17 protein-coding genes are annotated in these 19704 nt (G+C 35.0%); 7 read left to right on the top strand and 10 right to left on the bottom strand.

The features are described 5' to 3' along the window. Positions 1–700, top strand: a 700-nt coding sequence (locus FJV36_RS10605) for an IS4 family transposase (protein WP_158728099.1), incomplete at its 5' end; no start/stop codon positions are given. 221 nt (positions 701–921) lie between these two features. On the opposite strand, the gene FJV36_RS10600 is transcribed toward FJV36_RS10605, so the two are convergent. The 9 genes from FJV36_RS10600 to FJV36_RS10560 all read right to left on the bottom strand — a co-directional run bounded on the left by FJV36_RS10600 (position 922) and on the right by FJV36_RS10560 (position 9183). Continuing rightward, a complete protein-coding gene (locus FJV36_RS10600; protein ID WP_158729693.1) occupies positions 922–1116 on the bottom strand; it encodes a hypothetical protein in 195 nt (64 codons plus the stop codon). A 415-nt stretch (positions 1117–1531) separates the two neighbouring features. Next, the gene (locus tag FJV36_RS10595; RefSeq protein ID WP_158729694.1) at positions 1532–2971 is read right to left on the bottom strand and encodes an NAD(P)/FAD-dependent oxidoreductase; all 1440 of its coding nucleotides are present in this window, start codon (positions 2969–2971) and stop codon (positions 1532–1534) included. Between the two features lie 80 nt (positions 2972–3051). Further along, positions 3052–3984, bottom strand: a complete 933-nt coding sequence (locus tag FJV36_RS10590; RefSeq protein WP_158729695.1) for a transglutaminase — start codon at positions 3982–3984, stop codon at positions 3052–3054. A 21-nt stretch (positions 3985–4005) separates the two neighbouring features. Beyond that, complete coding sequence (locus FJV36_RS10585; protein WP_158981073.1) at positions 4006–4857, bottom strand: substrate-binding domain-containing protein; 852 nt, start codon at positions 4855–4857, stop codon at positions 4006–4008. Continuing rightward, positions 4857–5384, bottom strand: a complete 528-nt coding sequence (locus FJV36_RS10580) for a GNAT family N-acetyltransferase (protein WP_158729697.1) — start codon at positions 5382–5384, stop codon at positions 4857–4859. Before FJV36_RS10580 ends, FJV36_RS10585 begins: the two co-directional genes overlap by 1 nt. A gap of 120 nt (positions 5385–5504) precedes the next feature. Beyond that, positions 5505–6629: an SDR family oxidoreductase gene (locus FJV36_RS10575; protein ID WP_158729698.1), complete on the bottom strand. Its 1125-nt coding sequence runs from the start codon at positions 6627–6629 to the stop codon at positions 5505–5507. Positions 6630–6717: 88 nt separating this feature from the next. Then, positions 6718–7590: a nucleoside phosphorylase gene (locus FJV36_RS10570; RefSeq protein ID WP_158729699.1), complete on the bottom strand. Its 873-nt coding sequence runs from the start codon at positions 7588–7590 to the stop codon at positions 6718–6720. An 89-nt stretch (positions 7591–7679) separates the two neighbouring features. Then, complete coding sequence (locus tag FJV36_RS10565) at positions 7680–8009, bottom strand: translation initiation factor (protein ID WP_158729700.1); 330 nt, start codon at positions 8007–8009, stop codon at positions 7680–7682. A 223-nt stretch (positions 8010–8232) separates the two neighbouring features. Next, on the bottom strand, positions 8233–9183 hold the full coding sequence (locus FJV36_RS10560) for an isopenicillin N synthase family oxygenase (RefSeq protein WP_158729701.1): 951 nt from the start codon (positions 9181–9183) through the stop codon (positions 8233–8235). Between the two features lie 167 nt (positions 9184–9350). Here FJV36_RS10560 and FJV36_RS10555 point away from each other — a divergent pair, with 167 nt between their 5' ends. After that, positions 9351–11327 carry a thiamine pyrophosphate-dependent enzyme gene (locus FJV36_RS10555; protein ID WP_158729702.1) on the top strand — a complete coding sequence of 659 codons (1977 nt, stop codon included), beginning with the start codon at positions 9351–9353 and terminating at the stop codon, positions 11325–11327. A gap of 293 nt (positions 11328–11620) precedes the next feature. Next, entirely contained in the window at positions 11621–11845 is a 225-nt protein-coding gene (locus FJV36_RS10550; protein ID WP_158729703.1) for a hypothetical protein, read from the top strand. Between the two features lie 33 nt (positions 11846–11878). Here FJV36_RS10550 and FJV36_RS10545 read toward each other — a convergent pair whose 3' ends face one another. Continuing rightward, positions 11879–13423 (bottom strand): hypothetical protein, encoded by a 1545-nt coding sequence (locus FJV36_RS10545; protein ID WP_158729704.1) that lies wholly within the window; start codon positions 13421–13423, stop codon positions 11879–11881. A 154-nt stretch (positions 13424–13577) separates the two neighbouring features. Here FJV36_RS10545 and FJV36_RS10540 point away from each other — a divergent pair, with 154 nt between their 5' ends. The 4 genes from FJV36_RS10540 to ilvB all read left to right on the top strand — a co-directional run bounded on the left by FJV36_RS10540 (position 13578) and on the right by ilvB (position 19665). Further along, positions 13578–14753, top strand: coding sequence for a 2-isopropylmalate synthase (locus FJV36_RS10540; protein WP_158729705.1), 1176 nt, complete (start codon positions 13578–13580; stop codon positions 14751–14753). A 29-nt stretch (positions 14754–14782) separates the two neighbouring features. After that, positions 14783–15886, top strand: a complete 1104-nt coding sequence (leuB, locus tag FJV36_RS10535; protein ID WP_158729706.1) for a 3-isopropylmalate dehydrogenase — start codon at positions 14783–14785, stop codon at positions 15884–15886. Between the two features lie 272 nt (positions 15887–16158). Beyond that, complete coding sequence (ilvD, locus tag FJV36_RS10530) at positions 16159–17832, top strand: dihydroxy-acid dehydratase (protein WP_158729707.1); 1674 nt, start codon at positions 16159–16161, stop codon at positions 17830–17832. A gap of 138 nt (positions 17833–17970) precedes the next feature. Further along, positions 17971–19665: a biosynthetic-type acetolactate synthase large subunit gene (gene ilvB / locus FJV36_RS10525; RefSeq protein WP_158729708.1), complete on the top strand. Its 1695-nt coding sequence runs from the start codon at positions 17971–17973 to the stop codon at positions 19663–19665. Positions 19666–19704: the final 39 nt, after the last annotated feature.

Genomic DNA, 19704 nt, shown 5'->3' with positions numbered 1-19704 from the left:
TTTTGATGGTAATTTGCCTGCATATATCAATATCACCAACGGTAAAACAGCTGATAATAAGGGAGCTTACGAAATTCCCCTTTTAAAGGGCAGTGTGATTGTTGCAGACCGATTTTATAATGACTTTTCCCTTTTGAATATTTGGGACAGCAACGAGGTGTTTTTTGTAATTAGACATAAAGAGAATTTACAATTTACTACAGTGAAAGAAAATGAATTACCTGAAAATCGTCACGAGCACATCATGAAAGACGAATTGATTGAATTGAAAAATGAGCCTTCAAAAAATAAATATCCAAAGAAATTAAGACGGGTAGCGGTGTGGGATGAAGAAAATGGACAAGTTATTGAACTTATTACAAACCAGTTTTATTGGTCTCCCAACACTATTGGGGAATTATATAAAAGCAGATGGCAGGTAGAAATCTTTTTCAGAGATATAAAGCAGCTACTTCATATAAAATCGTTTATAGGAACATCCGAAAATGCTGTTATGATTCAAATTTGGACGGCTTTAATTACCATTCTCATTCTAAAAGCATTAAAAGCACAATCAAAATTTGATTGGTATTTATCCAATTTAGTAGCTTTCATACGATTGAATCTTTTCGTTAAAATTGACTTGCAAAAATGGTTAGATAAGCCATTTGAAGAACACATAGAGCCTCCTCCAGAAAACATACAGGGGGTTCTGTTTTAAAAAATGACCATTTCTAAGGTGTAAACTCAATGAAATGGGCGGATTTTATATGATGTAATTTTATTTAGGACAGGATTGAATAATTATATAAAAAACTATTTATGCTATATTTAGAATAACATATTAAAAATAGAAGACTTTATAATTCAATTGAGAGCTTCAAAATAGTACACTAGAATCATTTTTTAGTAGGCAGTGTAAGTTTGTTGATTTAGAACTACTTAAGATTCGTCTTTAGTAGTACGAACTAAGTTTATTCCTGAAATAAAAAATACAGCACCTAGAATACCGTATATTAGTATGGGTTTTATTGTTTCAAAATCAGAGTTTGCTGATGAGAATAATACTGCTGCATAAATTAATCCGCCTATTCCTAGGACAGTTAATATTGTTCCAAAAAATCTTTTTATGTTCATTGTTTAATAATTTATTAGAAACAAAAGTACTAGTAATGTATCCTAGAATTATTGTACAATTATTTTAATAATTTATATCATTCACACAAAAAGGTTCGGATATGCATAATAACCTACAGTGTAACTTAAGCTACATTTTTGTCATTAACTTGATTATTATATGTTTCAATAGTTATATAATTCAAGGCAGGATTTTTCGTTTTTCTATTGCATCAAATTTCAATGTATTGCAACGCGAGTCCGCTTTCCTTGGGTCAAAAATTTGGGTTTAGCTTTGAACTTCTTGCTTAATGTATTGGGTCAGTCAAGCTCTTTCATGCATTTTTCAACTGTCATTGCTTTGCCAGTTCACTATCGCTCGTATTGTGAAACTTGATAAGCTAAGTACTTGAATACTTAAAAAAAACAAATCGATTTATCTATTCAAACATCTTCCCCTTGGTTCATCACCCTCATGAAGCACAATTACGGAATGCAAAAACTGCGCAGCAGCAGCAGAGTCATTTACTTTTGTAGCACTACGTTCTAACATTTCTAATTCAAACTCCGTTAATATACTTTCCCTTATTCCAACTTTTCTCCATTGCGATAATGGCCTGCAGCCTTTTGTTACTACGCGAGCCAAATAAAGTGCATCAAGTAAAGCTTGATTCGCACCTTGACCTTTAAATGGACTCATAGGATGAGCTGCATCTCCAATTAAGGTTACTGGTCCGGCTTTCGCCAAAAATTCCGACTTAAGTAATTCTCTGTCATAAACAGGATAGCCAGAAATCTGAGCTTCTGGTGTTGCGAGTAAAATTTGAGGAATAGGATTATGCCACAGCGTTCTACGACACGCTTCTTCCTTTAATGCTTGAGCTCCTTGAGCACTCAAAGCCTTAGCGTCTTCTTCGGGCATTGGGAAACTCAATTGCCACATTACTGAGTCTAAATCATAAGGCATAACATAGATTCGTTCTTTGCCATTGGCAGTTTGAAATACAGTAGCCGAATCCAGTAGCGGACTATCGAGACCTTCAAGGGTTTTTAAAGGGCAAATACCTAATATTACAATACAACCGAGATATCGTAAAGTCCTACTATCATCACCAATAAGTAATCTCCGAACTGAACTACGAATGCCATCGGCTCCAACCACAAGATCTGCTTTGTAGCTTTTTATTTTTCCATCCACTTGAAAGTTTAAATCAACACTTTCATCTTTACATATTTTAAAATCTGTTAATTGGTGACCCCAATGTATTACATCATGTCCGCCTAACTGCTCCAGAAGTGCTAAGCGCAAAGATTGTCGTGCAATATGAATGTTGGTGCGTTTTTGAAAAGTTTTAGCATCCGATTGTATCCATTTTCTAATTCCCCATTCGCCAATAACTGTTCCATCAATCGTGTGAACTACATGTCTTGTTGAAACTACTCCTTCATTCAATGAAATGATTCCCAGGCCTTCAATAGCTTTGCTAGCTTGTTGCAAAGTAAGCCCGTAGCCTTGAGATCTGGCTTCAAAGTTGTTATCGCGTTCAAATATTGTAAAAGGAATTCCACGATGTAAACAAGCAACAGCAAGAGCAACTCCACCAATACCACCGCCAATAATGGCAACATGTGGGTAATTTTCTTTGTCTGCTTTTGGTGGATGTAACGTTTTAACTAAGCCAGATCCGCTGCAGTGTGAGCACGCATACAAGTGTCCTTTGGGTGGGGTTGGAGCTGGCTTATCTTGATCGTTTTTGTTAAAAACCTCTAGTTCAAGTAAATATTTATTTCGGACTTTCTTGCTTAGCCCTTTACTTTTTTTACCACGTCCTTTACATTCGAGACAATGAGTCCAATATGTTTTTGTATTTTCCACTATTGTTGTTGCTTTTTTTACTGAAAGAAATTACACTTTTGATTTGACTAATTTTAAAGAATTACCAAAAAGATGTTCGTTTAATCTAATGTCAAGGCACCCAAAATTTCTTCTGACAAAAAGGGTCCACCCGGATATTGTGCGGTGTAGTCTAAGTTCATCCAAATTTGCCCGCGTTCGTCAACGTGATAATGTAATTTTTGACTGATACTTTCCTTAGGGAAAAGGATATTCTTGATTAAAAAATTCACTTGCTCTAAGTCAGCTTCAGTTCCAATTAAAATCTCAGGATAAATATGCCCAGTAGTATGAATCAATCTTGGAGTACCACCTATAGATTTGATACTGGCCGCCATTAAAATAGAGTGATCATCGCAATCCCCAGACAAATATAGCAAAGACTCTGAGGCTGAAGCAATATAATCTCGTGCTTTGGGATCACTTACGTAATTCCAACGGCTGTTGATTTCTTTAAAAACGGCAAAGCATTGAATGATTGTTCTATAATCCGAATAACCTTTTAATCCTTTAAAATGCTTATTCGTGGCCATTAAGGCAAAATTTCTAATTTTTGGATTTTGATATTCTATTGCGTTGACAATTTTTGATTTGTTTGGAAAAGGTAACAACTTAGCAATGATTATATCTTGAGGATACGGATTATCAGACATGGTGTACAGCATGGAATTGTAATCTTCATAAACGCTATTAAAACCATAATTACCAATAGTAGAACCGTAAATTAAAGCAAGTAGATAAACAAAAATACAAAGTATGATAATGGTACGTAATAGCCTTAAAATCAGCTGAATTATCACGACCATAACGATAAAAATCACTACGCGATCAATGTTTAAAAACCAATTTGGGTTAATTAAGTTTTGATGTAAAATGATAAAAAGAGGAACAGCAATTAATACATTCAGTACAAAAATAATAACATCGTCCCAAGGTTTTTTGACCTGAAAACGATGTTTAATTCCCTGAAAATTAATTTCTTTTTTTTGTATCATAGTTACAATAAAAACAGTTTCCTATACTGTTTTTACAATGTCCTCAAAAGTACCTTTTTTATCAATAATTCCGAGTTCAAAAAGTTGATTTTGAACTTTGTTTAACATTTGAGGTTCTAATCCTTTTTGAGACCAACGCGTTAATCGTAACCACTCTTGAATATCTTCTATTTTTTGATGGTAGGCTTGTGCCAATGTTTTATCAATGCTTGGTATTTCTTTGAATTCTTGCGTGGTTTGATTGATGATTTCTAATACTTTCGCAACTATTTCTGGTTGTCCTAGCAATACTTCATCGCGAACTGCAATTACAAAGCACGGCCAAGGAGTAGGGCAATCAGCAATTCGTCTGAAAACACCTTTGTCTACGAGTGGTTTTGTCATAAAACGTTCCCACATAAAATAATCTGCGGTTCCGTTTGTTAAGGTTTCAACAGCTCCGTCGATGGTATTTACGATTTCAAATTGTAAATTAGTTGTATCCCAATTTTGATTACTAGCGTTTACGTAAGCCATCAATTGCGAACCAGAGCCTAATCGAGAAATTGCAATTTTAGCGTTTTCTAAATCTGCTAAGGTTTTAAAACTTGAATTAGCAGCAACATGAATACCCCAAATTAAAGAACTTTCAACATATACTTGCACTATTTTACTCGAATTTCCAGCTGTGATGTCTTTTACAATTCCTTCGGTAAGGATAACAGCAATATCAGTTTCGCCAGCCCGAAGCATTTGACACATTTTACCAGTTCCCTCAGGAACATCAGTCCATTGTAAGTCTATATTTTCGTTTTCAAAATCGCCGTTTTCAATGGCTAAATGCCAAGGCAAATTAAAGTGTTCTGGAACTCCTGCTATTTTTATAGTTTTCATTATAGATTGGGATTTTTTAATTCGTACCAATTCCAAGAAACACCGTCTTCTAAATAAGTTTCGGTCATTTGTAGTCCAATTTTTTGCAAAATTCGGTTAGAAGCTATGTTATCCGAATGCGCTGCCGCTTCCATAACCGGAATTTTCATAGTTTTAAAACCATAGTCCAACCACGCAAAACTAGCTTCACTCGCGTAGCCTTTGCCCCAAAATTTTTCATCTAAGCGATACCCAATGTCGTAAAAATTGATTTTGTTATTGACTATTTCGGTGTTGAATTTTAATCCTGCCCAACCAATAAGTTCTTGAGTCTCTTTTAAAATAATCACAAAACGACCAATATTATTATTTTTATATTGCAATTGGACAGATTCAATAGTTGTATGTACTTCGCTAATATCTTTTACGGGTTTGTTCCAAAGGTATTGATGCACATTAGGATTTCGGTCCATTTCAAACAACGCTTCGGCATCTGAAAGTTTCATTTCTCGTAAAAGTAATCGGTCAGTTTCTAGAATTAAGTCCATGGTAAATTAATTTGAAGTCTTGAGCAAAAAGCGTTTTAGCCCTGATAGAAGCGGCATCCTCTTGTGGTAGCGCTAGCGAACACAAGAGATATAGCGGATAGCAGGAAATAGCTCCTAAAATTACACATTTATATCTTTAAAATGCTGATTTTTTGCATGGCGAATCATGTTGGTAAAAGCATTGTCATCTAAACTCGGAATTTCTAAAATTTGGTTCAGAATTTCGGTGTCGTACTCGTTTGCCGCTGTTGTAAAATACGGACTCAAATGCTTGCCAATACTCTCGTAATATAGTTTTTCAATGTTATTTTGATAGGTGAAGTCTTTGATGTTTTCTATTAAAGTAAAATTAGAGTAACCAACCTCTTTCATTATCAATTTCAAACCTTTAGTCATATTAAAACTTTTGTTGTGAACGATGTTTAACTGTTCAATATCTTCTCGTTGAAAAACTGAAACAATAACTTTTGCAACATAATCTACAGGAATAATATTTAAAACCGTATCAGGATTTACAATAAACCTCACGTTTTCTTGATCGCCTTTGCGCTGCGAGGTAAAATGGAAAAATTTGGCCAACAAATAAAACACCATGTATTTTGAGATAAAATAGGGGTTTTCAGGAGTTAGCATATTACCACCAATTACGCTAGGACGTAATATTTGAAAAGGCAAATCTATTTTTTTACAAGCTGTTGCAATGAAATTTTCAGAAGCAAATTTGGCGTTTTCGTAAGCATTGCGGTGCTCTGGCTCAAAATTTAAGGAATGAAAATCGTTATCAATCATTCCTGTTCGGTTACCTGAAGAAAATGCTGTTCCGATGTAAATAAATTTGGTAATAAACGGATGAAAAAGTTCAAAAATAGACTTGGTTATCGTAGTATTTTCGTTAAAAATTCTTTCACGCTGGGATTCATCTGTAGACAAATTGACCAAACCAGCCGAGTGAATAAAGTACGCTCCCTTGATTTTTTCGGTCACCGTATTTTGAATATCAGCTAAATCCGTATCAATGATTTCGATAAATTTTTGAAGTTTTTCATAACCTTGCTGAAGCAATACAGAAGGTGTGTAGCTGCTTGTCAGTAATTCTTTGATACGTTCATGAGCTGATTTTTTTCCTTTGTTTCGAGCTATCAAAAAGAGTTTTCCATCAGGATTAGAAGTACTAAAAAGTTCTAGAATTTCATACATGACGTGCGACCCTAAAACGCCCGTGGCACCGGTAAGTATTATTTTCATTCGTTGTTTGTTCAAAAAACAAATGTAGTTTTAAAAAAGAATAAATTGTTTTTTAAAACTACAAATGTGTATATCGAGAATTGTGGATTTAGATTCCTGCGGCCAGTTTATCCAGCGTATACGCAATTAAGGCATCTACCGCTTTATAAGGATCTTCGCTAAAAGTTCCAGATGCACGATTGGCAATGATGGCGTTTAATGACAAGGCTTGGTGTCCTAAAAGTGCCGAAAGCCCATAAATTGCAGCGGTTTCCATTTCTAAATTTGTAATTTGGTTGTCACCAAATTTAAAATTATCCATTTTTGAATTCAATGCTTCATCCTGAATGCTTAAGCGGAGAACTCGCCCTTGTGGTCCGTAGAAACCTCCGGCAGTTGCTGTAATTCCTTTGTGCATTTGGTCACTTTCAATTACTTTTTCTAATTTTTCAGAACAAGCAATTACGTACGGTTTTCCTTTTCTGAGATCCCAATTAGTATGTTGAACGAAAGCGTCTTCTATTTCTAGATTCGAAACTTCGTCAATTAAATAGGAGCGAAGCATATTGTCTAATCCCAATCCAAATTTAGATAGTACAAAACTATCCACGGGAATATCAGCTTGCAAAGAACCTGAGGTTCCGATGCGAATGATGTTCAAGGAAGTTAAATTTTCTTTTGGCTGACGCGTTTCTAAATCGATGTTAACCAAAGCATCAAGCTCGTTGATTACGATGTCAATATTATCTGGACCAATTCCAGTAGACATAACGGTAATGCGCTTGCCTTTAAAAATTCCGGTTTGGGTTTTGAACTCTCTTTTTTGAGTCGAAAATTCAATACTATCGAAAAATTGGGTGATTTTCTCCACACGATTTTGATCTCCTACAAAGATGATATCGTGCGCAATATTTTCTGGTTTTAAATTCAAATGGTAAACGCTACCGTCTGGATTTAATATTAATTCTGATGATTGTATCATTTATTTTTTTGTTTAAAGTTTAAGGTTTTAAGTTGCTCAACTGAATATTAAAACTGAGACTGTATACTGAGACTGCAAACAGCTCACTATCATCCTCCAACACGTTTTACTTTGAATCCTTTTAGTTTTAATATTTCCATTATTTTATCTCGGTAATCCCCTTGAATGATTATAGAATCGTCTTTGAAAGTACCGCCCACGCTCAGTTTGGTTTTAATTTCTTTGGCTAGAATTTTAAAATCTTCATCCGTACCTTCATAACCTTCAATGATGGTGGTTGCTTTTCCTTTACGTTTTTCAAATTTACAAATCATTGGCTCTTTTTGAACGTATAATTCGTAGGGTTCCTGTGCTTCAACCTCTTCTGGCAAGGGTTCGTGATCAGGGAAAAGGTTTTTTAATTGGTCTTGTAAGTCCATAACTTTATAATTTTGAACGCGGATAATACGGGTTTTACGGATTTACGCGGATGCTATTTTCTATTATTTTGATATACTTTTCTAATAAATTCTGGTTTTTTACCAAAGGTTAGCACCACTACACATAAATTCAAATATCAGCGTTATCTGCGATCCAATTCTATGAAAAAACAAAAAGACATCAAGCGAACTCGATGTCTTTCTTGAACTATTGAATTAAAATTTATTTTTTGATCAATCCTAAATCAACCAAACGCTCATAAAGGTAATCACCTGCAGTGATGTCTTCAAATTGTTTTGGATTTTCAGCATTAATACAGTTTTCTAAGCAATTCAATGGCATATCGCTCACTGGGTGCATAAAAAACGGAATAGAGTAACGAGAAGTTCCCCATAATTCACGTGGCGGATTCACTACTTGATGAATAGTCGACTTTAATTTGTTATTAGTATGACGTGATAACATGTCACCCACATTAATTACCAACTCGTCTGGCTCCGCAATAGCGTCAATCCATTCTCCGTTGTGGTTTTGAACCTGTAAGCCTTTTCCTTGAGCACCCATTAACAACGTAATCAAGTTGATGTCACCATGAGCAGCAGCTCTAATAGCGTTTTCAGGCTCTGATGTAATTGGTGGGTAATGAATAGGTCTTAGGATAGAATTTCCATCTTTTGCATAATTGTCAAAATAAAATTCATCTAATCCTAATCTTAAAGCCAAAGCTCTTAAAACATACACACCTGTTTTTTCTAACATTTGGTAGGCTTCTTTTCCGACTACATTAAAACGAGGTAGTTCGTTTACTTCAACATTTTCAGGATATTCTGCAGCGTATTTAGAATCTTGAGACACATACTGTCCAAAATGCCAAAATTCTTTCAAATCTCCTTCTTTTCTGCCTTTGGCATGTTCTGTTCCAAAAGAAACATAACCTCTTTGTCCGCCAATTCCAGGAATTTCATAACTGCGTTTGGTTTCTAATGGTAGGTCGAAAAAATTTCTAATTTCACCATACAATTCATCAACCAACTGGTCGTTTAAAAAATGCCCTTTGAGTGCTACGAAGCCAATGTCTTCAAATGCACTTCCGATTTCATTTACAAATTTTTGTTTACGTGCCGGGTCATCCGACAGGAAATCACGCAAGTCAACACTAGGAATGTTTTGCATACTTAAATAATTTTATAAATTGCAAGGAATAAATCTTGCAGTTACAAATGTAAAGAATAATTTTATATCTGAATTTTAAATTTTACAAACAACATGAAAAAATATAACAAAATAACACAAAACTGTTATATTTTTTTATCTTTGAACCATACATTAAAACCGCAACCATGATCTTCGAGAGAAAAAATCTTACTGACAATCAATTATTAGATTTATATAAACGAATACTAAAACCCCGACTGATAGAGGAAAAAATGTTAATCCTTATTCGTCAAGGTAAAGTTTCAAAATGGTTCTCAGGAATTGGTCAAGAGGCAATTTCTGTTGGGGTTACCGCAGTTTTAGATTCAGATGAATACATTTTGCCTATGCATAGAAATTTGGGAGTATTTACAGGAAGAGATATTCCGTTATACCGCCTTTTTTCGCAATGGCAAGGCAAAGCCAATGGTTTTACAAAAGGTCGCGATCGTAGTTTTCATTTTGGAACTCAACAGTACAAAATTATTGGTATGATTTCGCATCTCGGACCACAATTGGGTGTGGCTGATGGAATTGCTTTGGCTAATAAACTCAAGAAAAACGGTAAAGTTACCGCTGTTTTTACCGGTGAAGGAGCAACAAGTGAAGGAGACTTTCACGAAGCTTTGAATATTGCTTCGGTATGGGAATTACCTGTTTTATTTATAATTGAAAATAATGGATACGGACTTTCTACACCAACAAATGAGCAATATAGATGTGAAAATTTAGCAGATAAAGGCATTGGTTACGGAATGGAAAATCATATTGTTGACGGAAATAATATATTGGAAGTATTTAATTTATTATCTGAATTAAAGGCTTCAATGAAAGATAATCCAAGACCTGTTCTATTGGAATTTAAAACCTTCCGAATGCGCGGGCACGAGGAGGCGAGTGGAACAAAATACGTTCCGCAGGAATTAATGGATATGTGGGCTGAAAAAGATCCTGTAGAAAACTTCAGAAACTTTTTGACAGAGAACAAGATTCTTACAAGTGAATTTGATGAAGCGCTACGATTAGAAATTAAGAAAGATATAGACGAAAGTTTGGCTCTAGCCAATGCAGAACCTGAAATAGAAGCTTCATTAACTGAAGAGCTAAATGATGTGTACAAACCATTTATATATGAGGAAGTTAAACCTTCAACGGAAAAAGAAAACATCCGCTTTATAGATGCAATTTCCAGTGCTTTGAAACAATCTATGGAGCGCTTTGAAAATTCGGTAATCATGGGGCAAGATATTGCTGAATATGGTGGTGCATTTAAAATTACTGATGGATTTGTAGCGCAATTTGGCAAAGAGCGCGTGATTAATACACCCATTTGCGAAAGTGCTGTAGTTTCAGCGGGAATGGGATTATCTATTAATGGTTACAAAGCGATTGTGGAAATGCAGTTTGCTGATTTTGTTTCTACAGGATTCAATCCAATAGTAAATTTATTGGCCAAATCGCACTATAGATGGCTAGAAAAAGCCGATGTGGTGGTAAGAATGCCTTGCGGCGGTGGAACTCAAGCAGGACCATTTCATTCACAAACCAATGAAGCTTGGTTCACCAAAACTCCAGGTTTAAAAGTAGTTTATCCAGCCTTTCCTTATGATGCAAAAGGCTTGTTGAATGAGGCTATAAATGATCCAAATCCTGTATTGTTCTTTGAGCACAAGCAATTGTACAGAAGCGTTTACCAAGACGTTCCAACAGCTTATTACACCTTACCATTAGGAAAAGCGGCTCTATTGAAAGAAGGTGATTCGGTAACTATTATTGCTTTTGGAGCGGCAGTTCATTGGGCAATTGATACATTGGATAAAAATCCTGAAATTTCAGCAGATTTACTAGATTTAAGAACCTTACAACCTTTAGATACCGACGCTATTTTTGCTTCTGTAAAGAAAACGGGTAGAGCTATTATTTATCAGGAAGATTCCATGTTTGGCGGAATTGCCAGTGATTTATCAGCCATGATTATGGAAAATTGTTTCCAATTTCTTGATGCACCAGTTCAGCGTGTTGCAAGTCTAGACACACCAATTCCGTTTACAAAAGCATTAGAGGATCAATATTTACCCAAAGGCAGGTTTGAAAATGCTCTTAATGCTTTATTAGCGTATTAGTATGGAAGTTATTTTAGGTTGTTTTTAGAAATTTAATTCTAAAAATAACCTAAAATCCAATAGATAATTATAAAAATTAGAATGGTGCCAAAGCATCCTCCACCTAGTTTTTTAGCTCCGTAGCCCGCTAGTATTGTTTTAAAGAATCCGTTCATAATTTTTTTAATAAAAGTAACCATTAGTTTTTACATTACAATCTTTTCATAGTTGTGTATTTTTTTCGAAAATAATTCATTTGTATTTGTAGCAACAAAATGATGTTTCTATTTTTGAAAAAAAATTAAAACGTACTCATGAAGCCGCTTAACGAAAAATTATTAGTCAAAGATGCCACTATAAATAAAGTACAATTTGACAAAGAATGGTTTTATAAATTAGATGATATGGCTTTTTATTTGAAGGAAGACCTTTCAGAAGTTGAATTTGTATACTTGCCCATGCAAATTGATGGTGAACAAGAGTTTGTGAAATGTTCCAGTTTTGAAGATATAATGCGCGGTCGCAAAGAAATTGAATAGAAAAGGAGACGTTTTAGCCTCCTTTTTAGTTTTTTAACGATTGTTTAGTTTTGCTTTTTCCTTTCTAATTACGCTAATCTTGCGGTTTTCTATTTTACTTTCTAACCATGAAATAATATCAAGATATAAAAAGGCGCGTTTTTCATAGGTATTTTGCTCTAACTCAATAAAACGAGTTCGCATTTTGATAAACTCTTTCTTGATATCTGTCGGGTAAATAGAGTTTAAGTTTTTCAAGAATTTGATAATTTCTTTTTGCACTTCATGCAAGTCGTTCATTTTGAGTAAAAACTTGTACGTATTTTTGAGTTGATTTTCTAAATAATAATCCTTCCCTAGTTCGTAGTGTGCTATCAAACACAGCAGGCGAGCAAAACACATCAAATCTTCACGCATGCTAAGATTTTTGTTGTTGATAATTTTCTCTAAGTAAACAATGCATTCTGCATATTTTTCGTTACCAAAATAAATAGAAGCAAACTTATAGTAAAATAACATTTCGTGATGCTCGTCTAGGTGATCCGTATGTATTTTTAATTTATTGACTACTTCTGGAATTAAATATTCACTTTCTGCAAAAGTACCTTCTAGAATATGCAAATTAAGTTTGTTGTTGTACACATATAAAAAGGACAAACTCGCAATATTGTCATTCACCGGAAAGCGGGAATCTTTGATGGTTTCTTCTAATAAATCTAAGTATTTTTTGAACTTGGTTTTATACTTCAACATGTACAATGATTCCAGTAAGTAATGATTCCCTTTCAAGAAAAAAACAGGATTCAAATAAATCATATTGGGATTATCATAAAAAAGGGTAACCCATTTTAAAGCATATTTATAACATGATAAAAAATCTTGCACTAAAAAACTACGCCACAAATTGGCATTATAAAACCAGTATTTTTCTCGAAAACCAAACTTTTTTTCGTCGAATTTGGAGATGTGCTTTTTAAAATAATCATCAATATAAGTATACTCTGCATCGGTTTTTACATAACCCGTTTTGAGCATAATTCCGTACAACTGTAAGGATAAGTTTGATAATTTACTGGAAATGGTATTGCGATAATTTAGCTCTTTTGCTTGTACCACTAATTCATCTGCACGTCCTTGAATACTTCGGGTGATGTATTGCGATTCAATGAGTTTCTCAAATTCTACAATTTCATAAGCCATTAGTTTTTCATCATTCTCTAAGGCCAAAATTTTGGTTTTATCTAAGATTTTTAGACTTTGTTTATATAAGCCTTTATTGTAGAGAATTGCGGCAAAATCAATTTGTTCTCTCAGTTGGTATCGTATATTTTGACTCGGAATATTCAATCGGATACTGACCAAAATTTGCTTGTAGAGGTACGATTTAAGGTTTGACAATTGTACTTTTTTGATACTGCCACTTTTTAAGATCAGTTTTTCATCATAGACTTCTGATTTATCTAAAATAGTAAAGAGTTCGATAAATTTTGTATTGGAACTGGTCTCTAATCTACTTGCAAAAATTTTAAATTGTCTTTTCTCAGATTTAGAAAGGGACTTTATTAATACAAATAAGAAATCTTTTTGATGGTTGGCCATTGTAGAATATTGTGACTTAATGTTTTATTAATCAGTACTTTATAAAGTTTAAATACCCCTTATAAGCAGTATATTTCAGGAAATTGTGTTTTCTATCCCACTAATGAAAGATATTTTTGTTACAAGTTGTGCAAATTACATTAAATAAATGAAAATGAATAGAGAGAAAGTTCAAATTTTTGATACCACCTTACGTGATGGAGAGCAAGTGCCAGGATGTAAATTAGATACCAACCAAAAATTAGTGATTGCAAATAGATTAGATGAAATGGGTGTAGACATCATTGAAGCTGGTTTCCCTGTTTCTAGTCCAGGTGATTTTTTATCCGTTTCAGAAATAAGTAAGATCGTTAAAAATGCAGTAGTTTGCGGATTAACTCGCGCTGTAAAAAACGATATTGATGTGGCAGCTCAAGCTTTAAAATTGGCTAAAAAACCAAGAATTCATACCGGTATTGGTACCTCTGATTCGCATATTTTCCATAAATTAAATACTACTAAAGAAGATATTATTCAACGTGCCAAAGCGGCTGTAGCCCACGCAAAATCCTATGTAGAAGATGTAGAGTTTTATGCTGAAGATGCTGGAAGAACCGATAATGAATTCTTAGCGCGAGTCTGCGAGGAGGTCATTAAATCAGGAGCTACAGTTCTTAATATACCAGACACAACTGGGTATTGTTTGCCAGAGGAATACGGTGCGAAAATAAAATATTTAAAGGAAAATGTTAAAGGGATTGATAACGTTATTTTGTCTTGTCATTGTCATAATGATTTAGGAATGGCAACGGCAAACTCAATTGCTGGGGCAATAAACGGTGCGAGACAAATAGAATGTACAATCAACGGAATAGGTGAGCGAGCAGGAAATACGGCACTTGAAGAAGTGGTAATGGTATTTAAGCAGCATCCGTACCTGAATTTAGACACTAATATTAATACCCGTCAGCTTAATGAAATGAGTCGATTAGTATCTGAAAGTATGGGAATGATCGTGCAACCCAATAAAGCAATAGTGGGTGCCAATGCTTTTGCCCATAGCTCCGGAATTCATCAAGATGGAGTTATAAAAAATCGAGCCACTTATGAAATCATGGATCCGCTCGAGGTGGGTGTAAATGAATCATCAATTGTTTTAACAGCACGCAGCGGCAGAGCAGCATTGGCTTACAGAGCAAAAAAAGTAGGTTATGAATTGACTAAAGTGCAACTCGATGTGGTTTACATTGAGTTCTTGAAATTTGCTGATATAAAAAAAGAAGTAGTAGATCAAGACATTCATCAAATAATTGAAGCTTGTAAAATGAGTAAGGAGTTGGTTTTAAATTAAATAAAACCCCTAAACTAAAATCAAATATTATGAACTTAAAAATAGCAGCGCTTGCAGGAGATGGAATAGGACCAGAAGTAATTTTACAAGCCAAGAAAGCTTTGTATGCCATTGGTGTCATTTTTGATCATGAATTTGTTTTCGAAGATGCTCTAATTGGGTCTATTGCAATAGAAAAGACGGGAAATCCTTTACCGGAACAAACTTTAAATCTTTGTTTAAATACAGATGCCGTGCTATTTGGAGCCGTAGACGATACTGTTTCAAGTGCTAAATTACGTCCTATTCAAGGTTTATTGAATCTGCGTCAAGCCCTCGGATTGTATGCAAACATTAGACCAATAAAGCCTTATGCTGACTTACTTGATTTATCTCCATTGAAAAGAAAAATAATTGAAAATACTGATTTTATTATTTTTAGGGAATTGTCTGGCGGATCTTATTTTAGTGAGAAAAAAAGCAACGAAACGGGCACGTTTGCCTCTGATCTTTGTGAATATTCTGAAGAAGAAATTATTCGCATCAGTCATTTAGCTTTTCGAACTGCTCAAAAAAGAAATAAAAAATTAACCTTAGTTGACAAGGCAAATATTTTAGAAACCTCGCGTTTGTGGCGCAAGGTAGTAACTGAAATTTCAGAAAATTATCCTGATGTAGTGCTAGAATTTTTACTAGCGGATGCTGCAGCAATGCAAATTATAATCAATCCAAAACAATTTGATGTCATTCTAACAGAAAATTTATTTGGAGATATTTTATCAGACGAAGCTAGTGTTATTACGGGTACAATTGGATTGTTGCCATCGGCGTCATTAGGAAGGTCATCGGCGCTTTTTGAACCTATTCATGGTTCTTTTCCAGAAGGAAAAAATAAAAACATCGCCAATCCTATAGCTTCTATACTCTCTATAGCTATGCTCTTGGAACATTTTGGTCTCCATGCTGAATCTTTAAAAGTATACGAAGCTGTGCAAAAAGCAATTGAATTGAATGTAGTCACCTCTGATTTGAATCCGTACTCGAAATTTGGGACCAATGAAGTTGGAGATTTTATTGCCAACTATATTTTAAGCAAAGACGACTTGTATTTTAAAAGCGACAATGTCTACATAGGACAATCGACTATTGTATAGGATGTTTTGTTAAAGTAATAAGATTAATTACAAGAATTATTTAAAATATTGAGATTTTGTTTTTTTAGTAGCATTAGTTTTTATAGTTTTGCTGCTTATAAAAAGAAAACATGAGAATTTCAATTATTATAACTTCTGTAATTAATGTCAATGTGATTATCACATGTGCAGAGGGAATGTTATAAATATAATTGAAAAAATATTTAAAACCTCCCAATTATTTTGGGAGGTTTTTTTTTGGAATAAATTTAAAATACAGAAACAATCATATAATGGAATTAAATAAATACAGCAAAACGATTACTCAAGACGAAACACAACCTGCAGCGCAAGCCATGTTGTATGGTATTGGTTTAACCGAAGCTGATTTGAATAAAGCTCAAGTAGGCATAGTAAGCATGGGATATGAGGGAAATCCCTGTAACATGCATCTAAATGATTTAGCCAAAGACATCAAAACAGGAGTTTGGCAAGAAGATTTAGTAGGATTAATTTTTAATACGATCGGTGTAAGTGACGGAATGTCAAACGGTACAGACGGAATGCGATTTTCACTGGTATCACGAGATGTTATTGCTGATTCTATCGAAACAGTTGTTGGCGCACAATGGTACGATGCAGTAATTGCAATTCCAGGCTGTGATAAAAACATGCCAGGTTCTGTTATGGCAATGGGTCGACTCAATCGTCCTTCGATCATGGTTTACGGTGGCAGCATTCATTCTGGAAAATGGAAAGGAGAATCGCTAAACATTGTATCGGCTTTTGAAGCCCTTGGAAAAAAGTTTAACAATACGATTTCACCCGAAGATTTCAAAGGTGTAATTCAAAACTCTTGTCCTGGTGCGGGTGCTTGTGGCGGAATGTACACAGCAAATACCATGTCCTCAGCCATCGAAGCTTTGGGAATGAGTTTACCCTACAGCTCGTCGAATCCAGCGTTAAGCCCCGAAAAAAAACAAGAATGCCTTGATGCGGGAAAAGCCATTAAAATTCTGTTAGAAAAAGATATCAAACCTAAAGATATCATGACGCGCGCGGCCTTTGAGAATGCCATTACGATGGTAGCAGTTTTAGGAGGATCAACCAATGCTGTCATGCACTTAATCGCAATGGCGCACTCGGTTGATATTGAAATAACTTTGGATGATTTTCAAAGAATTAGTGATAAAACTCCTTTGTTAGCCGACCTAAAACCTAGCGGAAAATACCTGATGGAGGATCTTCATGCCGTGGGCGGAGTTCCTGCTGTTATGAAATATTTATTGAAAGAAGGTCTTTTACACGGACATTGTTTGACGGTTACGGGTAAAACTTTAGCCGAAAACTTAGCCTCTGTACCTGACTTAAATGATGGTCAAGATGTAATTCATGAAATTCAAAAAGCATTAAAGAGTACTGGAAATATTCAAATTTTATACGGCAATTTGGCATCTGAAGGCTGTGTGGCCAAAATAAGCGGTAACGAAGGCGAGTATTTTGAAGGAGATGCCATTGTGTACGAAAATGAACATGATGTTATAAAAGGAGTCCGAAACGGCGAGGTTAAACCTGGAAATGTAGTCGTCATTAGGTATTGTGGACCTAAAGGTGGGCCAGGAATGCCTGAAATGCTAAAACCAACCTCTGCTATTATGGGTGCTGGTTTAGGAAAAAGTGTCGCTTTGATTACTGATGGTAGATTTTCTGGTGGTTCACATGGATTTGTAGTTGGGCATGTTACTCCAGAGGCTTATGATGGTGGTGGTATCGCATTAGTTCAAAATGGCGATATCATAACGATTGATGCCATAAAAAACACCATCGATCTTAAAATTTCGGATGATGAATTTGCAAGTCGAAAGTCTAAATGGGTACAACCAGAAACGCAAATAAAAAAAGGAGTGTTACTTAAATACATACGATCAGTTTCGAGCGCTTCTACAGGCTGCGTAACAGATAAATAAAAACCAATAGGGATTTCAAATGGCAATATCACTATCAAAAAAAAAAATTGATTGTTATCACCACAAATTTTGAAATTGATATTGTAATTGCTGTTGCGAGGGAAATTTATAAGAGGCAGCGGCTAAATAAAAATAAAAATGGAAAATAATAAAATATCCGGTGCAGAAGCCGTTATCAAATGTTTGTTAGAAGAAGGAGTGGATATCATTTACGGCTATCCGGGTGGAGCCATTATGCCAGTCTATGATGAACTTTACAAATTTAAAGACGAATTACATCACGTATTAGTACGTCATGAGCAAGGAGCTACACACGCCGCACAAGGATATGCTCGTGCAACCGGTAAAGTAGGAGTAGCAATAGCAACTTCTGGGCCTGGAGCTACCAATCTAGTGACAGGAATTGCTGATGCTCAAATTGATTCCACACCAATGGTTTGCATCACAGGTCAAGTTGGTAAACATTTATTGGGTTCTGATGCTTTTCAAGAAACCGATATCATCGGAATTTCGACTCCGGTTACCAAATGGAATTACCAAATTACAGAGGCTTCTGAAATCCCAGAAATTATTGCAAAAGCATTTTATATCGCCAGATCAGGTCGTCCAGGGCCAGTTTTAATTGATATTACAAAAAATGCGCAGTTTGATGAAATGGAATTCAGTTACAAAAAATGTACCAGTATTCGAAGTTATCATCCTAAACCGATCCTTAATGCTAATAAGGTTCAAGAGGCTGCAACTTTAATTAATAATGCTAAAAAACCTTTTATTATTTGGGGTCAAGGTGTTATTTTGAGTCAAGCCGAAGCCGAATTAAAAGAACTTATAGAAAAATCAGGTATTCCCGCAGCATGGACTATTTTAGGACTTTCAGCTTTACCTACTTCCCATCCACTTAATGTAGGGATGGTGGGAATGCACGGCAACTACGGACCAAATGTACTCACAAATGAATGCGATGTATTGATTGCACTCGGAATGCGTTTTGATGACCGCGTAACTGGAAACCTTGCCACATATGCCAAACAAGCTAAAATAATTCATTTTGAAATTGATCCAGCCGAAATTGATAAAAACGTAAAAACAGATGTAGCCGTTTTAGCAGATTTGAAAGAATCTTTAACAGCCTTACAACCGCTTATTGAAAACAGCACACATGAATCTTGGCACAATGAATTTAAAGCCAAATATGAAGTTGAATTAGAAGCTGTTATAAATGAGGAGTTAGAACCCAAAAAAGAGGGAATTTCAATGGGTGAAACTATCGAAATGATTAACAAACACTCTAAAGGAGATGCTATCTTAGTATCGGATGTGGGGCAACACCAGATGTTTGCTTGCCGCTACGGGAAATTCAATTTAACGAAAAGCAATGTCACGTCAGGTGGTTTAGGAACTATGGGATTTGCATTGCCCGCAGCAATTGGAGCCAAAATGGGTATGCCAAATCGTGAAGTAGTAGCAATTATTGGAGATGGTGGTTTTCAAATGACCATTCAAGAATTAGGAACCATTTTCCAAACTAAAGTTCCAGTTAAAATTGTAGTCTTAAATAATGAGTTTTTAGGAATGGTACGTCAGTGGCAACAATTATTTTTTGACAAAAGATACGCTTCTACCGAAATGATCAATCCTAATTTTATAGCTATTGCGGAAGGCTATTACATCAAAGCTAAAAAAGTAATAAAAAGGGAAGATTTAGATAGCGCAGTTGCAGAAATGTTAGCATCACCTGATTCCTATTTCTTAGAAGTGATGGTCGAAAAAGAAAATAATGTATTCCCAATGATCCCAACAGGAGCATCGGTATCGGACATTCGTTTGTCCTAAAAATAGTTTAAAGTTTAAGCTGTAAAGTTTTGGAATTTC

Source organism: Flavobacterium sp. I-STPP5a (assembly GCF_009764685.1).
Lineage (GTDB): Bacteria > Bacteroidota > Bacteroidia > Flavobacteriales > Flavobacteriaceae > Flavobacterium.
The sequence above is the reverse complement of the archived record's forward strand: the minus strand, read 5'-3'. Positions and strand labels throughout refer to the sequence as shown.